The sequence below is a fragment of the Spirulina subsalsa PCC 9445 genome (assembly GCF_000314005.1).
Lineage (GTDB): Bacteria > Cyanobacteriota > Cyanobacteriia > Cyanobacteriales > Spirulinaceae > Spirulina_A > Spirulina_A subsalsa.
Genome location: NZ_JH980292.1, coordinates 3,300,181 through 3,319,239 on the forward strand (window position 1 = coordinate 3,300,181; position 19,059 = coordinate 3,319,239).

The window sequence follows — 19,059 nt, forward strand, 5'->3', positions numbered from 1 at the left end:
ATCAGCATAAGTAATGGAATCACTGCTTTATGAATACGCTTGGCTCATTCCAGTGTTGCCCTTAGTGGGGGCGACGTTGGTCGGAGTTGGGTTAATTTCTGTCAACAAATTTACTAATCAACTGCGACAGTTGAACGCCGCCTTCATCATCACCCTGTTGGGGGTGTCGATGGCTATGTCTTTCGCGCTGTTGTGGAGCCAAATTCAAGGACATGGTTCCTATACCAGCACCTTTGAATGGGCAGCGGCGGGAAGTTTTCACCTGACGATGGGGTATATTATCGACCCCCTCACCGCCGTCATGTTAGTGATCGTGTGTACAGTGGCCCTTTTGGTCATGATCTACACAGACGGCTACATGGCACATGATCCGGGCTATGTCCGCTTTTATTCCTACCTCAGTATTTTTAGCTCCTCTATGTTGGGGTTAGTGATTAGCCCCAATTTAGTCCAGATTTATATTTTCTGGGAGTTGGTGGGGATGTGTTCCTACCTGTTGATCGGGTTTTGGTATGACCGCAAAGCGGCCGCCGATGCCTGTCAGAAAGCCTTTGTGGTCAACCGTGTGGGGGACTTCGGGCTGTTGTTGGGGATGTTGGGGCTCTATTGGGCGACGGGTAGCTTTGAATTTGAAATTATGGGCGATCGCCTCGCGGAATTAGTTTCCTCGGGAGCCTTGGCCGGAGGACTCGCCGCCCTATTTGGGGTTCTGGTTTTCCTCGGCCCGGTGGCCAAGTCCGCCCAGTTTCCCCTCCATGTCTGGCTACCGGACGCTATGGAAGGCCCTACCCCCATTTCTGCCCTGATTCACGCGGCCACCATGGTGGCGGCCGGGGTGTTCCTGATTGCCCGGATGTACCCGGTGTTTGAACATATCCCCGTGGCGATGGATACCATCGCTTGGACGGGGGCTTTTACGGCCTTTCTGGGGGCTTCCATTGCCATTACCCAAAACGACATCAAAAAAGGTCTGGCCTACTCCACCGTGTCCCAGTTGGGCTATATGGTGATGGCGATGGGCTGTGGCGCCTACAGTGCAGGACTCTTCCACCTGATGACCCATGCTTACTTTAAGGCGATGTTGTTCCTCTGTTCTGGGTCTGTGATTCACGGGATGGAGGGAGTCGTCGGCCATGACCCCGTATTAGCCCAAGATATGCGCCTAATGGGGGGGTTACGGAAATATATGCCCATCACGGCCTTTACGTTTTTAGTGGGCAATTTAGCCATTTGTGGGATTCCTCCCTTTGCTGGATTCTGGTCAAAAGATGAAATTTTAGGGTTAGCCTTTCAAGCCAATCCTGCCCTCTGGGGGGTAGGTTGGTTAACGGCGGGGATTACGGCCTTTTATATGTTCCGGATGTATTTCCTCACCTTTGAGGGCGAGTTCCGAGGCATGAATCAAACCATTATCGCCCAACTGAAAGCGGCGGCGGCGGGTTTAGAGGAAGAGGTGGCGCTTGGGCCGGCTTTTGGACCCGGAGCAATGGATCCCCATGAATTAGACCACGATGAGGATCATCACCACAGCAGCGAACCTCATGAGTCCCCTTGGACTATGACGTTCCCTCTGTTGGTTTTGGCGGTGCCATCTTTCCTTTTAGGTTGGATTGGGCGGCCCTGGGCGAACTCCTTTGAGGCGCTGGTTCACGCTCCGGGGGAAACGAGGGCCCAAGTGCTGGAACACGCGGCTCATTTTAACTGGACGGAGTTTGCCATCATGGGGGGAAATTCCGTCGGGATTGCCCTGATTGGGATTACAGTAGCCTCTCTGATGTATTTACAGCAAAAAATCGATGTGGGGGCGATCGCACAAAAAATTCAACCCCTCTATAATCTCTCCCTCAATAAGTGGTACTTCGACGAGATCTATGACCGTGTATTTGTCATGGGGTGCCGTCGTTTAGCCCGACAAATGCTAGAGATTGACTACCGCGTAGTAGATGGGGCGGTAAACTTCACCGGATTAGTCACTGTGGTGACAGGTCAAGGGCTGAAGTATTTTGAAAATGGGCGCGCTCAATTCTACGCCCTGATTATTTTCGCCGCCGTCCTTGGGTTTGTGGTCTTATCCAGTCTCGGATAACCCCCCACCCCCGACAATTCAAAGATTAAAGTTAAAAGGGGAAGGTCAAGGCAACTTTCCCCTTTTAATTAATAAGGATGGCACATGGGGCCTCCCCTGTGTTCCATCTTCTGATTCATGATTCAATTTGATATGACCAATTTTCCTTGGCTGACAACCGTTATTTTGTTACCCATCGTCGCCAGTCTTTTAATCCCCATTATCCCGGATAAAGACGGTAAAACCGTGCGATGGTATGCCCTGATCGTCGGGCTAATTGATTTTGTCTTGATTGTTTATGCGTTTTATAGTGGCTATGACTTAGGAAATCCTGAATTGCAACTGGTGGAAAGTTATGCCTGGATTCCCGATTTAGACCTGAAATGGTCTGTCGGGGCCGATGGTTTATCCATGCCTCTGATTCTCCTGACGGGATTTATCACCACCCTAGCGATTATGGCCGCTTGGCCCGTCACCCTGAAACCCAAACTGTTCTATTTCCTGATGTTGGCGATGTATGGCGGACAAATCGCCGTCTTTGCCGTTCAGGATATGTTACTGTTCTTTCTGGTTTGGGAATTGGAATTGGTTCCGGTCTACCTCATTCTCTCCATTTGGGGCGGGAAAAAGCGACTCTATGCGGCCACGAAGTTTATTCTCTACACCGCCGGGGGTTCTCTCTTTATTTTGGTCGCGGCCTTGACTATGGCCTTTTATGGCGATACGGTCACATTTGATATGAGTGCGATCGCCGCCAAAGATTACGCCTTTAATCTTCAACTCCTCCTCTATGCGGGCCTCCTCATTGCCTATGGCGTAAAACTGCCCATTTTCCCCCTCCATACTTGGCTCCCTGATGCCCACGGAGAAGCCACCGCCCCCGCCCATATGTTACTGGCAGGAATCCTCCTGAAAATGGGGGGTTATGCCCTAATTCGCATGAATTTGGGGATGTTACCCGATGCCCATGTGTTCTTCGCCCCCATCCTCGTAATTTTGGGCGTGGTGAACATTGTTTACGCGGCGCTCACCTCCTTTGCGCAACGCAATCTGAAGCGGAAAATCGCCTATTCTTCCATCTCCCACATGGGCTTTGTCCTGATTGGCTTAGGCTCTTTTACCAATTTAGGCCTAAGTGGGGCGGTGTTACAGATGATTTCTCATGGTTTAATCGGGGCCAGTCTCTTCTTTATGGTGGGGGCAACCTACGACCGCACCCATACCCTCATGTTGGACGAAATGGGGGGAGTGGGCAAGCAGATGAAGAAAATCTTCGCCATGTGGACTTCTTGTTCCTTGGCCTCCCTGGCCTTGCCGGGGATGAGTGGTTTTGTGGCGGAATTAATGGTCTTTGTCGGTTTTGCCACCAGTGACGCTTTTAATCCCATCTTTAAGGTGGTGGTGGTCTTACTGGCCGCCGTTGGGGTGATTTTAACTCCCATTTACCTGCTCTCAATGTTGCGGGAAATCTTCTATGGGCAGGAAAATAAAGAACTGGTGGAACATGAGGTTTTAGTGGATGCGGAACCGAGAGAAGTGTTTATTATTGCCTCGTTATTGGTGCCGATTATTGGCATTGGGCTATACCCCAAAGTGGCTACCCAGATTTATGATGCAACGGTGACACAAATCACGTCGATGATTCGTTCCCACGTTCCCGCCTTAACGGCCACGGCCCCGGAAGTGGAGAAAGTGGCGTTTTTAAAAGCCCCCGATTTGTAGGAACAGGGGGAAACGGGGAATAGGGAATAGCGAATAGGGAATAAGTCTTAATTCCTCGTCTCCCCTGCTCCCCCTCTCCCCTGCTCCCCTGCTCCCTATGGGGCTTGATTCAGGTTAAATATTTCTCAATCAGCATTAAAAGTTCCGTTTCGTCAAAGGGTTTGGTTAGATAGTCGTTGGATCCCACCAGTTTCGCCCGCACTCGATCAATAAATCCTTCTTTCCCGGTTAACATCAGGATGGGAATTTGCCGGAAAGTGTTGGAACTGCGCAACATGGCACAGAGTTCATAGCCGTCGAGTTGGGGCATAGCGATGTCGCAGAGGATCAGGTCAGGTTTGAGGAGAAAGACTTCTCGCAGGGCTTGTAGGGGATCTGTGAGGGCGGTGACTTGATAGCTGTGGGGGGTGAGCATATACTCTACACTTTTGCCAATGGTGCGGTCGTCGTCTATGCAAACAATATGAGGCTGGGTTTGGGGGGGATTCCAAGAAATGGCGCGGGTTGGGGGGAGGTTGGAGTCAAGGAGTTGAATCCAACCCCGTTGGATGTAAGGGTAGATGGCGCGGGCAATGGTCAGGAAGTCCCGGTTGAGGTAACGGGAAAGTTGGCGCAGGGAGGTTTTGCCATCTGACCAGTGTTTGAGGCTTTTATAGGCCTTGGGGGGGAGGCTGGTTTGAAGGGCTTGGGGGTTGGTAAGGGTGGGGCATTGATCGGGAGATTGAATATGGGGGTGAAATTGTTTCCACTGTTGCACTTGTTTGATGATCCGGGGGCTGAGGGAGGCAATTTCAAGGGTGGTGAGTTGAGGGGCGATCGCAGAACCAATTTCAAAGTTGAAAACCCCTTGGTGCAAGCTGAGAAGATCAAACAGGGTTTCTGTCACCATGCCCTGAATAATATTGCGGCCTTGGGCTGGGGTGAGGATTTGATTTTCTAGCAGTAACCACAAATGAGCATATTCGGGGGTGGTCATACTCATGGAAGGACTCGCAACTTCCGCTAAGGCGTTGTCAACTTTGTAGTGGCGCAAATAGTCCCGCAAACGGCCTAAGTTACTGCTGCGGGAATCGGCCGCATAGGCGATTTTCCCGTTGATAAAAAAAACAAACCAAAATAACTGATCGGGCGGACTGGGTGTGGGGGATAAGTGGGTGATTGGGGAATGGCTGCTAGAGGAAGAGGGAGAGGTGGTTTCAACGAAAAGTTCTCCGGTTCGCTGACCGAGTTCAATCAGTTGTAAGATGCTGCGAATATCAATTTCGTTTAGTGTTCCCTGCATTTGGTGAACCGTTGACTCCTCATAAGGTCGGGGCTAGGGGGGTTAGTCTCATTCTAACGAATCTGGGGTAGCGTTATAGATTGTTTTGGGGAACAGTTAATCGTTAATAATTGTTGGCGCGGAATTTGCTAAACTGGGATTGATTCAACTGGAGTCTGGCGGATCGACATTTTTACTAAGCACACAACACATCACGAGGACGATCAGCGTGTTGTATCTCGCAGAAGTACGCAAGCAGAAAGGCGGGTTCATGGCGAAGGGAGCAACAGAACTCAAGTTGCTGGCCTGCCAACGGAATGACCAGAGTTGGAGCGCTGTCCAGGGGGATGAAGTCATCACCGCAGACGAGGCCAATGCTTTTGAGCAGGGCGCTCTGGTCTTGGTGAACCTCAATAACAATCGACAAGTTCAAAGCCCCCCGGAAGCGGCAGGGGCGCAAATTGTCCGCAATTTGGAACGCCTCTCGAAGTTACAGGAGAAAATCAAAACCCAAGAGGAGGAGATTGAGGCCTGGAAGCAATCCCTGACGTTACAAGCTCAGGAGTTGAATAAGCGCGAGATGGAGTTAATGGCCGAACTCGAACAGCTTGAGGCGGCTCAAGACCAAGCCCCCAGCGCTGCTGTCCCGGAGGCCGGGGTGGGGAGTGAGGAACTCCAGAAGGCGAAGGAAGAGGCGGATCGGATTCGAGAGGAGTTTGAACGCAAAACTCAGGAGTTGGAGCAGGCTTGGGCGCATTTACGGGGAGAACAAGCCCGTTTTGAGGAGCGTAAGGGGGAATTAGCCCAGACTGGGGGTGGGGTTGGTATTGACCCGGCTCAGTTGAATCACTTGCAAGAGTTGGTGAACTATTTGGAAACGACGGTGCTTCCGACGGATGGTTTACGGCAGCAAGTACAGGAGGCGATCGCCTTATTGGACCAACAGAAAAGCACGTTGGGTGAGTATTGGGTGCAGTTGGATGAACAACGTTCTGATGCTCAACGCCAACAGACGGAGGTGGATCAACAAAGTGAGACGCTCGAAACTCGCCAACAAGAACTACAAAGCCAGTTTAATGCTCTAGAAAGCCTGAAAGACCAAGTGAGTCAACAGGAGTATCAAGTCGGTCTGAAGCAAGCCAGTCTGGAGTTATTGCACCAACAGCAAGAGCAGCAAAGGAGTTTAGAGGCCTTGGTGGCTCGTCTGGGTAGCTCGGACAGTGGGGAGAGTGAATCGAGTGGTACGGTGGATGTGGGTGCTTTGGAAACGATGGCCTTGGAGGAATTACAGAGGGTTGTTGAGGGTTTAGAACAAGACCTAGCTAAGTTGGTGCGGTTTGTGGAAGACCAAGAAGAGGAGCTAAATCTCCAACGGGAAGCGGTCGAGGAAATTCAAGAGAAACTGAAAAACGCTAATGTATATGAGGCTTCAGCTTTAGAACAGGAGTTAGCCGATGAACAGGAACAGAAAAAACTCTTGGATCAAACCTTAATCGGTCAACGGCGGACTCTGGCCGAACGTCGCTCGGTGTTGCGGCAACATTTACGAGTGTTGCGCCGCCGTCAAGGGATTCCCGATGAGGAGGTTGGAGAAACGGGTCTGGATTTAACTCCCCTGCTGGGTGAGTTGACCACTCAACAAGAGACGACGGTGAATCTGGTGCAAGCGCTGGAAGGGGAGTTAAAGGATTGTCAAGGGGCATTGGAACAGTCTCAAGGAGAATTAAACGATCAACAAGCGGCCTATGATGCTCTAAAACATGAGGTGGAGGAGTTGGAGGTTAATCTAGAGGAAACCCATGCCTCGACGGCGTTGTTGTGGGGACGGGTGAATTTGTATGAGGAAATCCTGAAACCTATGCAGGATGGTCTAGAGGGAGTCCAACAGCAGTTAGAGGCGATCGCCGCTTTACTCGACCAAACCCAAGAAACCGCCCAGTATCAACAAGAGGCGGTGGGCAATTTGCAGCAAGCTGTTAGTGAATTGGCGGGCTAAGAAGAAGCAGTCAGTTGAATATAACTCCCTTCCACTTCTGCCCACAGCCCCCCCGTTAAGCTGGATGTCCGGCTGCGGTTGGGGGCGTGAATTAACCCGGTCACGGCTTCGATCTGCTCAAAGGTGGGATGATGGGGGAGGTATTGCTGTAAAAAACGCCGTACAACCCGCCGTTTTAAGGCGAGGGGGAGTTTTTGCAGGGTTAAACGATTCAAACGGGGTAATGGGTCGTCAACGGCGGTTTTACAGGCTTCTGTGGTGAGTTGTTCGAGGTAGTCTAACTCCCCTTGTAGGATCTCGGCGGTTTGGGCAAGGGTGGTTTCTACTTGGGGGTTAAAGTGGGTTTGTAGGGCGGGGATAATCTCCTGTCGAAGCCGATTGCGGGCATATTTGAGGTTTTGGTTATAGGGATCTGACCACACCGGGAGAGCATGATGTTGGCAGAATTGCCCGGTTTCAGCGCGAGAAATATTGAGCAGGGGGCGGACTAACTGCACGAGGGGGGAAAGGGGGCGTTGCCAAGTCAGGGCGGTGAGTCCAGCCGTGCCGGACCCGCGAATGAGATTATAGAGGAGAGTTTCAGCGCGATCGCTCTGAGTATGTCCTGTCACAATCACCGGACACCCTTCCTCTTGGGCAATCTCCAATAACACCCGATAGCGCCAAGCCCTAGCCGCCGCTTCTGTTTGGGGCAAGGCCACGGCCACCGGACAAAACAGAGGCAACGGGTACTGATTCACCCAAGCCCGGACATGATCCGCCAAGCCTTGATCCCCTGGCCAACCATGATCACAATGGGCAACCCTTAACTCCCAGTGCCATTTGCGCCCCAAATCCCAGAGCAACTGTAACAAACAAAGGGAATCCTGCCCCCCCGACAGTGCCACCAGAATTTTCTGCTGGGGGGGGAGGAGAGAACGTTGTCGTAACGTTTGGTGGAAACGGGCATGGAGGGGAGTCCAGAGGGGCGAAACCATGACCGGGCTTATAGTTCCTCAATATCTTGCCAAATATCGGCAAAATCTCCGCTTTTCTTGGTTTCCCCATCCCCATCATCCAGGATTAACTGATCATCATCACTGGAAACCCCCCAATCCAAATCTTCATCAATGCTATTAAACATTTCCTCATCATCGCCTAGGGTACCGCCAAACAGATCATCGTCCTCCTCTCCAAAGGCCGCCCCTAACTCTAATTCTCCCTCCCCTTCCGACGTAAACAGAGCATCATCCGCTTCCTCTAGTTCTAGTTCACCTTCCCCCCCAAACAGGTCATCCTCAGAGGTGTCTAACTCAACGTCTCCGAGGGAATCCTCCGTGAGAAATTCTTCCGATAAATCCAATTCCGAGGCCTCATCCTCCTCCGATAAAAGATCCGGTGCATCACTAAACACCTCTTCCACCGTTTCCTCACCGAGATTTAACTCCACCTCGTCCTCATCGCCAAAATCCGGCGCATCGGCAAAGACATCCTCAACATCGGCTTCTTCGTCTAAGTCCAATTCTTCTACCGCAAAATCTACACTGGCAGAGGGTTCTTCTGTTTCCAAGTCCCCAAAGAATTCATCTTGACCCTCTGAGGTCAGGTCAGCGCCAAACATCTCCGCATCGGCGGTTTCTGCTTCTCCTAGGTCTAATTCCCCCTCATCAAACATTTCGTCGTCGGCGGTTTCTGTTTCCCCTAGGTCTAATTCTCCCTCGCCAAACATCTCCTCATCGGCGGCATCTTCTGAGGTTGTGTCCCCGAATACATCCTCAACGAGGGCGACATCTTCCTCTTCTAAGCTTTCCTCCTCGAGATCCTCAAAGAAAACGTCATCCTCTTGAGACTCAGAGGCTTCTGGGGCTAGATCAAAGGACTCAAAGGATTCTTCTTCTAGGAGTAAGTCTTCCTCCATCTCAGGAGAGGCGGCCGTTTCTTCCGCTAAGAAAGTGTCGCTCTCGTCTTCCTCGGCCAAGTCTAAGAGATCCTCATCCTCAGTAACGAGGATCTCTTCCTCTTCCTCCAGCACAGGGGGAGCAACAGGGGGCGGTGATTTCGCCACTTTAGGCTGGGCGGTCTGCTTTGGGGCGGGGGCGTCCTCCGCCTCGACAGGGCAGAATTCGAGATGGATTCTCACCTTGCCTTTTTGCCAGCCTAAAGCCCCAAAGCGTAAGACTTCACATTGAATTCCGTCATCTTCCAGCCAGCCTTCTTTGTCCGGGGTGAGTCCTCCAATCCCTTGTTTAATCAGTTCGGCTTTGAGGGCATCCCCCAATTCACTCACCCGAAAGGTACTATGGCCGATCAAAATCTGGATCGAGGGATCAACTGAGATTACTTCACCGCCCGAAAGTGGTTCAAATTTTTTATCCACGTCTGTTTTACCCCATTCGCTAGTCATGATTATGGTGAAAACTGCTGGTTCATCAAGTGTGCAGGTACAGGTTATTCTCTCGCAAAAGCTAAAGAAGAGGCGATTTTTTTAGAAATAGGATGGATTTGGGTGAGGGAAGGCTCTCTAGGGGGGGAAGGAGTGGAAATCGCCTAGGTTTAGTCTGGTCAGATCCGACCTTTAAGAATAAGCCTTAAAAAAACCACCCATAGGAGTGTAACCCTTTGCCTAATAAATTCACACCTAAATAACAAATCCAAACCACACAGAAACCTGTGGCGGCAAGAATGGCGGGTTTTCGACCTTGCCAGCCTTTGGTAATGCGGGCGTGTAGGTAGGCGGCAAAGACTAACCAAGTAATCAGCGCCCAGGTTTCTTTCGGGTCCCAACTCCAGTAAGATCCCCAAGCTTCGTTCGCCCAAACTCCTCCGGCAATAATTCCAATAGTCAGGAGGGGGAAGCCCAGACCAATAATCCGGTAACTGATGTTATCGAGGGTTTCGGCAAGGGTGAGGCGTTGGGGGGAGAGACGGGGGGCGGTGGTGAGGTTGACGGTTTGTAAAACGGTGGTGTTGCCCGAGGGGAGATCAGGGGTAGAAGCTAGGGCAACATTGGGTTCTAAGGTGAGGGAAGATTTGAGCCGATAACTGCCCGTGCCAAGGGAACTGCCTTGCAGTTGGATCTCTTGGCCGCGAGTGATGACTAAAAAGGCAATGGCTAAGAGGGAGCCGACTAATAGGGTGGCGTAACTGAGCATCATGACGCTAACGTGCATCATCAGCCAGTTGGATTTGAGGGCGGGTACGAGGGGGGCGGAGTTCTGCATTTCTGGGGGCAGGGAGAGGGCTGCAAAGGCGGTGATGCCCATAGCGAGGGGGGAGGTAAAGACTCCGGTGAGACGGGAACGACTCATGGCCTCGGCGATTAGGTGGATGGTGGTGACTCCCCAAGCGAGGAAAAAGAGGGATTCGTAAAGATTGCTCAGGGGAAAGTAGCCCGCTTCTAGCCAGCGCGCTCCTAGAAGGGCGGCCATACAGAAATTTGCGATCGCCATCCCCAAGGTGCCACAAAAGGCTAAATAGGGCAGATTGGGAAACGCCGCCCCAGACCAATAGACCAACATAGTCAAAAACAAGACGGCAAAGGACAGATTATCTAGATTGTGCTGAAGAGCAACTAAATCCATAATGATTAATGTAAGCTTCTCAAAAGGTGGGTTCCCTTGATGTCCCTAACGGTTGATCTCTAATCATGGATCTATTCTCGGGGGGGAATCCAAGGGAACAATAATATCCTACCCAGTTTAAGGCCGTTTTTGGGCAAGGACTTCCTGAGCGTTACTAATTGTAAAAAATACTTGATTTTTATTCCAATTTATGTCTAATTTAACCCTAGCCTCAGCCCGTGAAATTTTAGATCAGTACAGTTGTAAGGAAACCAAATTAGTCACTTCTAGAGAACAGAAAGCCGAATTACAGGGGGCGTTATTATTATTAGTTGAACAATCAGAGGCGGAAAATTTGGGCGTTTGTGCCGATAATTTATCTCAAGGATATCAAGCCCTAGCCAGCTATTTAAAAGCCTTTGGTTATCGAGTTCCCTTTGAAGTTGAAGAGTGTCAGTCTGAAGATGAAGCGGTTTATATTAAGTTTAATACCGGAAAAATGAGCCATTATGCAGAGAGTTATACAGGAGCTTATCGTGGGGTTTTAGTGGCTTGTCAAGCGGAAGATCAACAAGTGAACGGGATTTATGGACACCTCCCCTTAGATTTATTTGCCTAAACCCAGTAGGTAAAAAGATTTTGTAATCTTACGCACTATCTATATTTACAAATTGATACGATACCATTTTTCACGTCTCATTGAAAATCGCTATATAATTAAGATTATCTCGAATCCTAATATTTCTTCGGACATACAGAAGCCCCGGGATCAAGTAAACTCTAAACTTCAAACACAATCCGCTAGTCATGACTACAAAAGTTTCGTCAGAATCTCCTTCTAACTCAGGAGTTACGCCACAAGTTCCTAAGTATTCTAGGGTTTTGATTGCTATCTTCGTGATTTGGACTATCATCCTAGCTACCTATACCCTAGTCCAGCAACATGGCTGTAGTGCCATTATCTGGTGGCAACAGGTTGATCAGGTAAGATGTTGGCAAACCTCAGTCACACCCACATCCTTAGAACTTAGATATGAGGAAAGCGCCACAGTAAAAGCTAAAGTGACCGAGACAGGCTACTATACTCCAGAAATTCACTGGACATCGAAAAATGAAAAGATCGCCTCTTTAGATAAAGAGGAGGGAAAAGAGGTTTTAGTTACAGCAAAAAGTGCGGGGAAAACAGAAATATCCGCCAGAATTGGCTTAGAAAATAAGATGTCTGCCGAGAACTCTGTCCAGTTTCAAGTTCCCATTGAAGTTTTGCCGACTTTAAGCATTAACCCCCCAGAATTACGAATTAAAGAAGGTAGCGATAAACAAGTTGAGGTTGACTTAATCGGTATTGACAAGCCCAAGAATAAGTCTATTGATTGGCAAGCCGCCAATCCTAACCTAATCCAAGTTGATGGAAACAATCGAGTTAAAGCTCTGAAAACTGGAACCACAACCCTAAAAGCCGTTTGGACACAAGACCCTCGTGTGAGTCAGACCATTGAGGTTTCTGTGCTTGAGAATCCACCTCGAATTACCGGGATAGAATTTCTATCTAATCCCAAATCATTATCACTCTATGTTGGCGAGACGGCTCATCTGGACGCACAAGCAAGTTGTCAGGGCAATTGTACGATAGAAGATACCCGAGTTTACTGGTCTTCCAATCATCCTGATCTGGCGATGATTTCCTCTGATGGAGATATCAGAACCTTAAACGCGGGAGAAGTAACCCTAACCGCGACTTCAATTATTGATAATAGTCAGTCCCGCTCGACTAATATGAAGGTTCTCCATCCTATCGTCACTAATATTTCCGTTAAACCCTCTTCATTAAAATTTGGAGTAAATAGCCAGACCAAGCTTCAGGCAATACTTGATGGACGAGGTGATTTCAACAAAGGTGTGTCTTGGAGTTCAGAGAATGCCAACATTGCTCAAGTGGATGATGAACAGGGTATTCTGACTGGGGTGAAGAAAGGGAAAACTAAGGTTGAGGCTCGCTCAATCAGTAATCCCAATCAGGTGGCTTCGGTTAACGTGACTGTCAACTCTGGGGGATGTTCTCCTGGTGCTGCGGCGGCGATTGGGGCGGTGGTTACTGTCGGAAGCGCTGCCTTATTGGTTCCTCCTCCCATAGCGGTAGTAGCGGGAAGTGCTGCTGCTAGTGGAATTTGTTGGGTATATGATCAGGTAAATTAGAAACCTTCCTATAAATTATTGGAGCAGAACTCATGAATGGCTCAGATAAAATCTTCGGCATTCCTAAAAGTTTGGCAAAAATTATAGCGGGGTTAGCGGTATTTTTGCTAATTGCTTTTTTTCTCTCTAGCCAAGTTTGTATTTTCTCAACTTGCACAACTACTACTTCTGGAATTGTTACCCCAGAACTGGCGATTGGTGGAGTAGTGGTGTTGATTTTAATGACTATGTTTCCAGTTCCCCTGCCTTTGGCTTTATTGTCAGGTTGTGGGGTGTGGTTTTTGCTTCATAATCTAGGTTGGTTTCAGATGCCTTGATCTCATTTATCTCCTTGCTTATTGTAGGATTTATGTCATGGAAAATGCTATCAAGATTCGGAATTTGTCAAAAACTTACGTGATCAACCAACAAAAACAAAAGGTTTTAGATAACGTGAGTCTCGACATTTTATCCGGCGAGTTTATTTTGCTACGGGGTGATAATGGTTCCGGCAAAACAACGCTAGTCAACCTAATTTGTGGCTTGCAGCCTCCTGATGAGGGGTTGATTGAAATTTTTGGCAAATCTCCCGAAGACCCTCAAGCACATCTTAAACTCGGAACGATGTTGCAACGAGCGAAACCTGTGGAAGGGTTGACCGTAAAAGAGACAATTCGTCTGTTTCAAAGTTATTATCCTGAGCCATTGGGTTTAGCTGAAACTATAGAGCGATCGCGCCTAACAGGTAAGCAAAATGATTTCGCCACAACTCTGGCGGGAGGTCAGGCTCAATCCCTCTATTTTGCCCTAGCTATTGTCGGAAATCCTGATATTTTGATTCTCGACGAGCCAACTAACAATCTTAGTGTGGAAGCGCGGGCGAATTTCTGGAAACAAGTGCGGGAGTTTGAACAGCAAGGAAAAACGATTTTGGCGATTAGTCACAGTGAACAGGATTGTCAGGAAATTGCCGACTTGGTGACGCGGGAATTGCGCTTGAGTAACGAGAATGGAGATGTGGAGATCCGAGAATTTCCACGCTATCAGGAGTTCCTAAACTCTCGCACTGAATTAGAGGAGGCAGCACAACTCAAATCTGACTCAAGTTCTGAAACGGAAACGTCTTCAAAGTCTAAATCTGCTTCTAACCCCCCAAGCTTTAGTTTCAAAGCCTTTTGGGGACAACTCTATGTTGAACTGCTGCAAACCTATCGTAAAATCGACACCATTGTTATTGGCCTAGGATTGGCAATTTTTGCAGGAGTCTCCATTGAACAGAATACCCCAGACCAGTTTCAATCCCTCTTGGCGGCTTCTCTAGCGGGGTTGGTGGTTTTTCTCTGTGTGAGTCAGTTTGGGGTTAAGATTGCCTCAGAACGCGATCGCGGCTGGTTGAAGTTATTACGCATCACTCCCCTGTCCTTTACGACCTATGTCGCAGCCAAAGTGGGAAACTTCCTAGTCTTAGCCTCCTTAATGACGGGATTAGCCTTTGTGAGTGGTTGGGTTACCAGTCAGTTTAGCGAAACCAGTTTCTTTATCTGGGAACCTTGGATGTTTTACCTCAGCTTTGTCCTGGTTTTAGGGGTGATTCCCTTCGCGATTTTTAGCTTCAGCCTGGGATATCTCTTCAAAACGGAATCCTTGTCCTGGGCCGTTGTAGCCCTCCTGGTTGTGATGTTACTTGGCTCTGGCTTCAATATCTCCCCCTTACTTCCCCAACCTTGGGTTGCAGATTTAATTCTCTTCCTACCCACCTATCACTACGGCCAACTGGTGGCTTGGATGGGAGAGGTGGAACTAGAGGGGATATTCCGTTTTGATGGCTACCAGATGATTCACATTCTGTGGCTGTTGTGGTGGACAATTGTGGCGGCGATGTTGGCGCGGTGGGCGTATCGTCGGGAAAAACTATCGGGGTAGGGGGTGATTTTTCGGGGCGATATTTAGAACAATGCCATGCTGAACGCCAAGCCTATCAGATTTTATCCCGACCCGATATCCGTAATTTACGATCATCGCATCATAGCCAGGGGAATTTGTAGTACAGAAGAGGAGGCCATAGAACGCGCTCTGACCATTCTGATAACTCAAAGTTGAGTGGAGAAAAGAAACCGGGTTTCTTAATCAGATTTGGGTGAGGATGCAGAGATTGTCGCAGAAACCCGGTTTCTGGGATGATCGGTGGGTGATACGTTAATGGATGGGCTAAAATCTTGATTAGATAGCCATTAGAAACAAACCATGAAAATTAAAGCAATGATTTGGCAAGAAGATGATGTTTGGTGCGGTTCAGTTCCTGCCCTTCCGGGTTGTCACACCTGGGCATCGAGTTATGAAGAGTTGTTAGAAATGCTTGCTGATGCGGTTCAGGGTTGGCTAGAAGTAGCCAGTGAACAACAAGAAGTCACCCCAGAAAAACAGTTAATTGAGTTGTCTTTATGAAATCGATTTCGGGGAAAGCACTCTGCAAAATTGTGGAGCAACAGGGTTGGCAACTCAAACGAATCACAGGTAGCCATCATATTTATGCCAAAGAGGGTGTGGCAGTTATTCTGTCGATTCCAGTACATAGCAATCGAGATTTACCGACTGGAACCTTAAGAGGCATTCTTAAAGATGCTGGGATGACAGAGGACGACTTGCAATAAACCTCGTTCGCGGCAAGAAACCGGGTTTCTGCGATAGATTGCGGTTAGGAAGCAGAGATTTTGTTAGAAACCCGGTTTCTGAGGATTCCTGGGATGTGGGTGGGGGCTAGAAACCGGGTTTCTGTCCCTCGACAACAGCCGATTTAAAGTCATTTCAGGGAAAGAGAGTCAAACCTATAATAGAGAAGCACATTCCCCGGAGCCCACTCTATGTTACTCAGCGAACTGTTACCTACCGTTGATCAGTTATCTCATCAAGATAAACTTCGACTGATCCACTTTCTCCTCTTGGCAGTCGCTAAGGAGGAAGGGTGTAGCCTAGAACTAACCGGAGAAGTTGACTCAGCCCATGAATTGCTCCAGCAGCTTGCATCCACTCAGGCAGTGGTATGGTCGCCTCAAACAGATAGGGCATCTGTTCAGGCTTTGTCGGATCTTCTGGTGGCTGCAAAGGAAGGTAGCATCTAATGCTTGATGGACAACGATATTCATTCACTGAACGCATTGATAGTTTTGGGCGATCCTACTGCGACTATTTACCCTTGACGCTCACGTTAGGCGATCGCTCTGTGGAAGTAACCGCGTTGCTAGATACAGGCGCGAGTGTCAATGTTTTGCCCTACGAAATCGGTTTACAACTAGGAGCAATCTGGGAAAATCAGACGGTTTCAATCCCCTTAAGCGGGAATTTGGGTCGGAGCGATTCACGAGGTTTGGTTGTATCGGGTGCGATCGCTCAATTTCCTCCCGTGCTACTGGGGTTGGCTTGGACTGAATCGCGAGATGTCCCGGTTATTCTTGGACAAATGAACTTCTTTGCAGAGTTCAAGGTGTGTTTTTATCGATATGAGTCGGCTTTTGAAATTTGCCCGAAGGATAGATGAAATCAATCAACTTATATTAAGTTTAATACCGGAAAAATGAGCCATTATGCAGAGAGTTATACAGGAGCTTATCGTGGGGTTTTAGTGGCTTGTCAAGCGGAAAATGAACAAGTAAATGGGATTTATGGACACTTACCCTTAGATTTATTTGCGTGACATCAGATTTCTAGCCAGTCAAGTAATTCTTTTTCTTGACTGGCATCTGGATAAATTCTGTAGCAATAGTTGAGGTTTAACACGAATAGCAGCTTATTGACATGAACCTATTATACAATATCTAGGGATAAATCGTCACTCCCTAGTAAATGGTTGTTAGTTAATTTTCGGGGCATCGAACCCCTCAATTAACCGTCTTTCATCCCGACACTGACATTTGCTACGCAACGCTTTGCGTTCGCGAAGCGTCACGAAGTGAACGCGAACGTACAGTGCGGGGCTTCCCGACGATGAGCTAAACCCAATAGGTGGAAACTAGCCCCCCCACTCCACAGCAACCGACCCATCACTCCTCCCCACCCACGAAGGGATGGGGAGTTTCTGGCCAACTTGTTAGAAGGGAATCTCATCTAAATCCGGTTCATCGTCACTAGAGGCAAAATCCGAGGGGACTGTTACTGATTCCGGGGAGGGAGCAACCGGGGCCGGGTTAGGGGCTTTGTTATAGTTGAGAGGGACGACGTTACTAGGACGAGGAGAGGCCGCAGGGGTGGAAGGAGAGGAGGAGACGGAGGTCGAAAACCCGCCATCTTGTTTATAAATCCGAGAGACAGAGAATTCTGCGCGCTTTTCTTTATAGCCTTCGGGACGTTCAATGGTGTTCATTCTCAGGCTGCCTTGGAGAATTACGCGATCGCCCACTTGATAACCTTGTTGAATATCTGTGGCTAAATTCCCCCACCCCACCACTTTTAAAGTCATCGGGGGATCTTCCTCCCGTCCCGCCTCAAACTCCACAATCATCGAAGCGACGGGGGTTTGATTATCTTGGGTATACCGCAATTCTGGGGCTTGCACAATCCGTGCCATCAAAATACAAGTATTCATAGTTTTCGGGGTAGTTTCTAAGCCATAGACCTAGTGTAGGGTTTTTGTATTACTATCGCAACCTCTTGTTCAAGCAAGAAGCCAGAGAGAATAGGGAGTCAGGAATCGGGAAAATGCGGTTGTATGCCAAATTGAAAACAAAAAACCCCAGTTTTTAAAACCGGAGTTGAGCCAAAATCTAGACTGGCCACCGCCTAACCCAGCACAGCCAAGCACAAAAGGGGGAATTCCGCCCGACATTAAGTTAAGACAAACCTAACCAAGCGAGTACCCCTTGACCCGTTAACGCTTCAATGAGTAACGTCAGGGCAAAGCCAATCATCGCAGCACGACCATTGAGGCGTTCAGAATAATCATTAAAACCAAACTTGGGTTCTTCTAGGGTCGGGGTAATAGTGGGTTCTGCGTTTTCCATTATCCTATTTCTCTTTTTGTCCAGCGTTTTTTACAATTCTTTACCATTTATGACACATTAATCAGCAAACAGCAACAGACATCTCCCATAATTTAGGGCTTGCCGAATAAGTCCGAGCGTCGGGAGTCGGGAATGGGGAGTTGGGGTCAGGATGATGGCCCAAAGCACCCCGGGGGTTCGATACCCCCGAATTGCCCAAATCAGGAGAGTCTTGCGACTCAAGGGGTTTTAGTTAATCCGCCGAGAAGCTTACAATCCACTGGAATCGCGACTCTTCGCCTCGCCCAAACTTTGAGGCAAATGTAACCCACACTCCTGTTTAAGCCCATGAAAGCGCGTGTCTCGCTCATCTTGGTCATCCGCCGTCAGAGGACGGCTCGAATGCCAATCCCCCACCGTCACATAACCCTGATCAAACAAAGGATGGTAGGGTAGATCATGCTTCATCAAATACTCATAAATATCGCGGGAATGCCAAGTCAAAATAGGCAACACCTTAAATAATTCCCCTTGTTGACTCACCACATCCAACTGCTTGCGGTGTTCCGTCTGATTCCGCCGCAGCCCCGCCAGCCAAGCCGTCGCCCCTAACTCCTGTAACGCCCGTTGCATCGGCTCCACCTTACGAATCCGATCATAACGGTTTAGCGCCTCAATATCCCGTTGTTCCCACAGACGACCATGGAGCGCCTCCATCCGGGCTGGACTCATCGGCGACTGATACACCTGCAAATTCAGATTCAGCCGTTGGGTTAACTCCTCCGCAAACAAATAGGTTTCCGTCGGCAAATACCCCGTATCAATCCAAATCACTGGGATATCCGGCACCACACGAGTCACCAAATGGAGCATCACCGCCGCTTGAATGCCAAAACTGGTACTCATGACCAATCCTGAACCAAAGGTATCCGCCGCCCACTGGACAATCTCCACCGACTTCGCCTCTGCCAATTGTTGGTTAATGTGGGGTAAATCGAGACTTAAAACTTGAGAATTCATGCTGCAAGAAGCCATTGACCCTTGAGGAGATGTGTCAGTGCCTGTAAGAGGTGTCAGTTGGCGAGTCGGCATTCTAGATAAAGCTCCTAATCAGAAAAATAGAGTGGTGCGCGTTTAGGCGCTCAGTCCCCTGTGAGTACGTCTTATCTGAGAGAACAGAGAACATCTCATCCTATTAGACCCTGAAACTGGGCAGAAAACCCCTTTTCTTCATCAAGTTTTAGTGAAAAAAGAGTCAATCCCTTGAACCAGTTGGGGGGAATGGGGACGGGAGAAAGAAAACAGCAAATATTAATCGAGGCACATTG

The 19,059-nt window shown here is 48.9% G+C and carries 18 protein-coding genes and 2 pseudogenes; 12 read left to right on the top strand and 8 right to left on the bottom strand.

Features of this window, described 5'->3' with window-relative positions:
* The first annotated feature begins 13 nt into the window (after positions 1-13).
* Positions 14-2,086 (top strand): NAD(P)H-quinone oxidoreductase subunit 5, encoded by a 2,073-nt coding sequence (locus tag SPI9445_RS0114990; protein WP_017305583.1) that lies wholly within the window; start codon positions 14-16, stop codon positions 2,084-2,086.
* 132 nt (positions 2,087-2,218) lie between these two features.
* Positions 2,219-3,787 carry an NAD(P)H-quinone oxidoreductase subunit 4 gene (locus SPI9445_RS0114995; protein WP_026079822.1) on the top strand — a complete coding sequence of 523 codons (1,569 nt, stop codon included), beginning with the start codon at positions 2,219-2,221 and terminating at the stop codon, positions 3,785-3,787.
* 109 nt (positions 3,788-3,896) lie between these two features.
* Here SPI9445_RS0114995 and SPI9445_RS0115000 read toward each other — a convergent pair whose 3' ends face one another.
* Positions 3,897-5,069, bottom strand: coding sequence for a response regulator (locus SPI9445_RS0115000; RefSeq protein ID WP_017305585.1), 1,173 nt, complete (start codon positions 5,067-5,069; stop codon positions 3,897-3,899).
* Between the two features lie 208 nt (positions 5,070-5,277).
* On the opposite strand from SPI9445_RS0115000, the gene hmpF reads away from it, so the two are divergent.
* Complete coding sequence (gene hmpF, locus SPI9445_RS0115005) at positions 5,278-7,044, top strand: pilus motility taxis protein HmpF (protein ID WP_026079823.1); 1,767 nt, start codon at positions 5,278-5,280, stop codon at positions 7,042-7,044.
* On the opposite strand, the gene tilS is transcribed toward hmpF, so the two are convergent.
* The 3 genes from tilS to ccsB all read right to left on the bottom strand — a co-directional run bounded on the left by tilS (position 7,041) and on the right by ccsB (position 10,604).
* Positions 7,041-8,021 (bottom strand): tRNA lysidine(34) synthetase TilS, encoded by a 981-nt coding sequence (gene tilS / locus SPI9445_RS0115010; RefSeq protein ID WP_017305587.1) that lies wholly within the window; start codon positions 8,019-8,021, stop codon positions 7,041-7,043. The two genes, hmpF and tilS, sit on opposite strands and share 4 nt — an antisense overlap.
* 8 nt (positions 8,022-8,029) lie before the next feature.
* Entirely contained in the window at positions 8,030-9,427 is a 1,398-nt protein-coding gene (locus tag SPI9445_RS30645) for a KGK domain-containing protein (protein WP_017305588.1), read from the bottom strand.
* Between the two features lie 184 nt (positions 9,428-9,611).
* Positions 9,612-10,604, bottom strand: coding sequence for a c-type cytochrome biogenesis protein CcsB (ccsB, locus tag SPI9445_RS0115020; RefSeq protein WP_017305589.1), 993 nt, complete (start codon positions 10,602-10,604; stop codon positions 9,612-9,614).
* A 190-nt stretch (positions 10,605-10,794) separates the two neighbouring features.
* Between ccsB and SPI9445_RS0115025 the strand changes: the two genes are divergently transcribed.
* From SPI9445_RS0115025 to SPI9445_RS28640, 9 genes and pseudogenes are all read left to right on the top strand, one after another.
* The gene (locus tag SPI9445_RS0115025; RefSeq protein WP_017305590.1) at positions 10,795-11,202 is read left to right on the top strand and encodes a DUF1824 family protein; all 408 of its coding nucleotides are present in this window, start codon (positions 10,795-10,797) and stop codon (positions 11,200-11,202) included.
* Positions 11,203-11,390: 188 nt separating this feature from the next.
* A complete protein-coding gene (locus tag SPI9445_RS0115030; protein ID WP_083883548.1) occupies positions 11,391-12,779 on the top strand; it encodes an Ig-like domain-containing protein in 1,389 nt (462 codons plus the stop codon).
* Between the two features lie 32 nt (positions 12,780-12,811).
* Positions 12,812-13,096: a hypothetical protein gene (locus SPI9445_RS0115035; RefSeq protein WP_017305592.1), complete on the top strand. Its 285-nt coding sequence runs from the start codon at positions 12,812-12,814 to the stop codon at positions 13,094-13,096.
* A gap of 37 nt (positions 13,097-13,133) precedes the next feature.
* Positions 13,134-14,681: an ABC transporter ATP-binding protein/permease gene (locus tag SPI9445_RS27700; protein ID WP_017305593.1), complete on the top strand. Its 1,548-nt coding sequence runs from the start codon at positions 13,134-13,136 to the stop codon at positions 14,679-14,681.
* Positions 14,682-15,002: 321 nt separating this feature from the next.
* A complete protein-coding gene (locus tag SPI9445_RS0115045; protein ID WP_026079824.1) occupies positions 15,003-15,203 on the top strand; it encodes a type II toxin-antitoxin system HicB family antitoxin in 201 nt (66 codons plus the stop codon).
* Entirely contained in the window at positions 15,200-15,409 is a 210-nt protein-coding gene (locus tag SPI9445_RS0115050; protein WP_017305595.1) for a type II toxin-antitoxin system HicA family toxin, read from the top strand. The genes SPI9445_RS0115045 and SPI9445_RS0115050 overlap by 4 nt, the downstream gene beginning before the upstream one ends.
* Before the next feature lie 210 nt (positions 15,410-15,619).
* A complete protein-coding gene (locus SPI9445_RS32155) occupies positions 15,620-15,877 on the top strand; it encodes a hypothetical protein (protein WP_017305596.1) in 258 nt (85 codons plus the stop codon).
* On the top strand, positions 15,877-16,293 hold the full coding sequence (locus SPI9445_RS0115060) for a pepsin/retropepsin-like aspartic protease family protein (RefSeq protein ID WP_017305597.1): 417 nt from the start codon (positions 15,877-15,879) through the stop codon (positions 16,291-16,293). The genes SPI9445_RS32155 and SPI9445_RS0115060 overlap by 1 nt, the downstream gene beginning before the upstream one ends.
* A 6-nt stretch (positions 16,294-16,299) precedes the next feature.
* A pseudogene (locus SPI9445_RS28640) lies at positions 16,300-16,449 on the top strand (DUF1824 family protein); the annotation flags it as partial.
* Between the two features lie 5 nt (positions 16,450-16,454).
* On the opposite strand, the pseudogene SPI9445_RS32160 reads toward SPI9445_RS28640, so the two are convergent.
* The 4 genes and pseudogenes from SPI9445_RS32160 to cysH form a co-directional block, all read right to left on the bottom strand.
* Positions 16,455-16,532, bottom strand: a pseudogene (locus SPI9445_RS32160) (helix-turn-helix domain-containing protein); the annotation flags it as partial.
* A gap of 310 nt (positions 16,533-16,842) precedes the next feature.
* The gene (locus SPI9445_RS0115070; protein WP_026079825.1) at positions 16,843-17,337 is read right to left on the bottom strand and encodes a single-stranded DNA-binding protein; all 495 of its coding nucleotides are present in this window, start codon (positions 17,335-17,337) and stop codon (positions 16,843-16,845) included.
* 244 nt (positions 17,338-17,581) lie between these two features.
* Positions 17,582-17,752: a hypothetical protein gene (locus SPI9445_RS29625; RefSeq protein WP_017305600.1), complete on the bottom strand. Its 171-nt coding sequence runs from the start codon at positions 17,750-17,752 to the stop codon at positions 17,582-17,584.
* A 249-nt stretch (positions 17,753-18,001) separates the two neighbouring features.
* Positions 18,002-18,751, bottom strand: coding sequence for a phosphoadenosine phosphosulfate reductase (cysH, locus tag SPI9445_RS0115080; RefSeq protein ID WP_017305601.1), 750 nt, complete (start codon positions 18,749-18,751; stop codon positions 18,002-18,004).
* Positions 18,752-19,059 lie beyond the last annotated feature (308 nt).

Coding starts and splice junctions, on each gene's coding strand:
- SPI9445_RS0115000 (WP_017305585.1), bottom strand. CDS start 5,069: ATGCAGGGAACACTAAACGAAATTGATATTCGCAGCATCTTACAACTG.
- SPI9445_RS29625 (WP_017305600.1), bottom strand. CDS start 17,752: ATGGAAAACGCAGAACCCACTATTACCCCGACCCTAGAAGAACCCAAG.
- SPI9445_RS0115030 (WP_083883548.1), top strand. CDS start 11,391: ATGACTACAAAAGTTTCGTCAGAATCTCCTTCTAACTCAGGAGTTACG.
- SPI9445_RS0115035 (WP_017305592.1), top strand. CDS start 12,812: ATGAATGGCTCAGATAAAATCTTCGGCATTCCTAAAAGTTTGGCAAAA.
- SPI9445_RS0115050 (WP_017305595.1), top strand. CDS start 15,200: ATGAAATCGATTTCGGGGAAAGCACTCTGCAAAATTGTGGAGCAACAG.
- SPI9445_RS0115025 (WP_017305590.1), top strand. CDS start 10,795: ATGTCTAATTTAACCCTAGCCTCAGCCCGTGAAATTTTAGATCAGTAC.
- ccsB (WP_017305589.1), bottom strand. CDS start 10,604: ATGGATTTAGTTGCTCTTCAGCACAATCTAGATAATCTGTCCTTTGCC.
- SPI9445_RS0115045 (WP_026079824.1), top strand. CDS start 15,003: ATGAAAATTAAAGCAATGATTTGGCAAGAAGATGATGTTTGGTGCGGT.
- SPI9445_RS27700 (WP_017305593.1), top strand. CDS start 13,134: ATGGAAAATGCTATCAAGATTCGGAATTTGTCAAAAACTTACGTGATC.
- SPI9445_RS32155 (WP_017305596.1), top strand. CDS start 15,620: ATGTTACTCAGCGAACTGTTACCTACCGTTGATCAGTTATCTCATCAA.
- SPI9445_RS0115070 (WP_026079825.1), bottom strand. CDS start 17,337: ATGAATACTTGTATTTTGATGGCACGGATTGTGCAAGCCCCAGAATTG.
- tilS (WP_017305587.1), bottom strand. CDS start 8,021: ATGGTTTCGCCCCTCTGGACTCCCCTCCATGCCCGTTTCCACCAAACG.
- SPI9445_RS0114995 (WP_026079822.1), top strand. CDS start 2,219: ATGACCAATTTTCCTTGGCTGACAACCGTTATTTTGTTACCCATCGTC.
- SPI9445_RS0114990 (WP_017305583.1), top strand. CDS start 14: ATGGAATCACTGCTTTATGAATACGCTTGGCTCATTCCAGTGTTGCCC.
- cysH (WP_017305601.1), bottom strand. CDS start 18,751: ATGAATTCTCAAGTTTTAAGTCTCGATTTACCCCACATTAACCAACAA.
- SPI9445_RS30645 (WP_017305588.1), bottom strand. CDS start 9,427: ATGACTAGCGAATGGGGTAAAACAGACGTGGATAAAAAATTTGAACCA.
- SPI9445_RS0115060 (WP_017305597.1), top strand. CDS start 15,877: ATGCTTGATGGACAACGATATTCATTCACTGAACGCATTGATAGTTTT.